The following is a 2394-nucleotide window of genomic DNA, read 5'->3' on the forward strand; positions in this document are numbered from 1 at the left end:
CGGTATGCCTTGTTCCCCGAGGGCGCGCAGCCGCCGCGCCACGGCCGCCGCCGCCGGGTGAGCGCCAAGCCCTTGTAGCAGGTCCAGCGCGCGGCGCAGCGCGGCCCGGTCACCGGGGCCGGCCAGCGCCAGCGCCAGCGCCGCATCGTAGGTGCAGCCTCGCTCCTGCCACCAGCTGGCTGCGCCCTCGGCATCCCCGGTGATCTCCAGCCGGTACGGTTCGGGAAGCTCGGCCGGATCACCACAGTCCAGCCCGGCCCGGTGACGCCAGACTTCGGTCTCGCCAGCGAACCAGCGGACGTCGCTCGGTCCCGGCTCGCCCGCGGATGCGGTCTCCGCACCGATCCGCTCCGCCGGTGCCCCTTCCAGCCACGCGGCCTCCGCGCGAGCGGCGCCGATCAGCAGCGCAGCCTGCACGGTAGGCGCGGCCTTGGCGATCGAGGCCGCCTCATCCAGCAGCGGCCGGTACCCGGGCTCGCCGCGCCGCGCCCGGACCCGGGCCAGGATAACCAGCGCGCTGATGCGGGGGTGGCTGAACCCCTCCGCCGGCCAGGTCAGGATCGTACCGGCGGTGCTGGCAGCGTCGTCCCATCGTCCCCGGGCGAGCCCCGCCTCGGCCGCCAGCACGGTCAGCCACGCCAGCGATGACTCCAGGCCGCGCTCACGACAGAACACCAGTCCCGGCTCAATGTAGCGCTCGGCGAGCATCCACTCCCGGCGCGCCGCGAGCACCGCTGCGGGGCGCTCGTAGGCTCGGACGACGCCGAGCTCATCGCCGCAGAACATCGCGTACTACACAAGACACGGGTACGCGGAGATCCGCCGGCACGAGCAAGACGGCTTCCGCCGGGTGTTCTTCCGCAAGCCCGTCCCGTGACCAGCCGGCTCAGCGGCGCAGCGCGGTCTCCCGCTCCATGTGCGACAGCTTCTCGGGATTGCGCACGGAGTACAGCCCGGTGATCAGGCCGTCGTCGATGCGCAGCGCCACAACGGTGTCGACCTCGCCGTCGAGCCGGAGGATAAGCGCCGGGTAGCCGTTGACCTGGGCCGGCTCCAGCCGCAGTGCGGCCTCGGCAGCTATCCTGCCCAGTCCGATGGTCAGCAGGCGGGCCACCCGCCCGGCCCCCACGACCGGTATCCGCACGGCCTGCACGACCCCGCCGCCGTCGCCGAGGAAGACGACGTCCGGCGCGAGGATGTCGAGCAGGCCTTGCAGGTCGCCTGTTTCCGCCGCCCGCTGGAACGCCTCGAGCGCGTGCCTGGTCTCGGCCGCGGAAACCACCCCGCGCGGCCGCCGCGCCGCGACGTGCTCCCGTGCCCGGCGGGCGATCTGGCGGACCGCGGCGGGGTTCTTGCCGACGGCTTCGGCGATCTCCTCGTAGGGCACGTCGAACACCTCGCGCAGCACGAACACCGCCCGCTCGGTCGGCATGAGGGTCTCGAGCACCAGCAGCATCGCCATCGAGACGCTGTCTGCGAGCTCGACATCCTCGGCCACGTCGGGCGTGGTGAGCAGCGGCTCGGGCAGCCAGGGGCCGACGTAGGACTCCTTGCGGCGGCCGAGCGTGCGCAGCCGGGTCAGCGCCTGTCGGGTGGTGATCCGGACCAGGTAGGCCCGCTGATCCCGCACCGTGCCCAGATCGACCCCCGCCCAGCGCAGCCAGGTCTCCTGCAGGACGTCTTCGGCGTCGGCGGCCGAGCCGAGCATCTCGTAGGCGACGGTGAACCGCAGGTTGCGGTGGGCGGTGAACGCCTCGGTAGCGGAGTCCATGCGCCCGCCACGAGCGAGCGGCTCGGCTGTGTTCATTCCTGGCTCGCTGCGCTCGCTCATAGCTGGCTCCTACCCGTTCGCTCTCGACCGTGCCACACACAAGACCCCGGTCCCAACCGCTTTGTGACACGCCACGATCGGTGCCGCAGGTCACTAGCTGCACTGTCACAAAGATCGGGTCGTCGGCATCTCCATGCTCGGCAAGACGCCGCGCGAACGATCCGCGCAGTACGCAACCCCACAAGTAAGGACGAAGTCGTGGAACCCCGGTTCAACATGTTCGACAACGAGATCGGCGCCAAGTTCAGCAAGCGGTTTGCCAACGCCAGCCTGGTGATCGCGCAGTCGCCGCTGCCCAAGGCCACCCAGCAGCTAATGGCGCTGCGCGCCAGCCAGATCAACGGCTGCGGTTGGTGCGTCGACCTCCACACCAAGGACGCCGCGGCCGCCGGCGAAACCTCGGTCCGGCTCAACCTGGTCGCCGCCTGGCGTGAGGCCACCGTGTTCACCGAGGCCGAGCAGGCCGCGCTGGCGCTCACCGAGGAGGGCACCCGGCTGGCCGACGCCTACCACGGCGTGTCCGACGAGACCTGGGCCCAGGTGCGCAAGCACTACGACGACGA

3 protein-coding genes are annotated in these 2394 nt (G+C 71.5%); 1 reads left to right on the top strand and 2 read right to left on the bottom strand.

Annotated elements, in window-relative coordinates; translation table 11 throughout:
- Both WA805_RS08425 and WA805_RS08430 read right to left on the bottom strand, forming a co-directional pair.
- Positions 1-786, bottom strand: a 786-nt coding sequence (locus WA805_RS08425; RefSeq protein WP_425242053.1) for a hypothetical protein, incomplete at its 3' end; no start/stop codon positions are given.
- Between the two features lie 100 nt (positions 787-886).
- The gene (locus WA805_RS08430; RefSeq protein WP_425242054.1) at positions 887-1831 is read right to left on the bottom strand and encodes an RNA polymerase sigma-70 factor; all 945 of its coding nucleotides are present in this window, start codon (positions 1829-1831) and stop codon (positions 887-889) included.
- Between the two features lie 198 nt (positions 1832-2029).
- On the opposite strand from WA805_RS08430, the gene WA805_RS08435 reads away from it, so the two are divergent.
- The coding region (locus tag WA805_RS08435) for a carboxymuconolactone decarboxylase family protein (protein ID WP_425242055.1) at positions 2030-2394 on the top strand (365 nt) is incomplete at its 3' end.

Origin of the sequence: Trebonia sp., from assembly GCF_049794275.1 — a bacterium.
Classification (GTDB): domain Bacteria; phylum Actinomycetota; class Actinomycetes; order Streptosporangiales; family Streptosporangiaceae; genus Trebonia.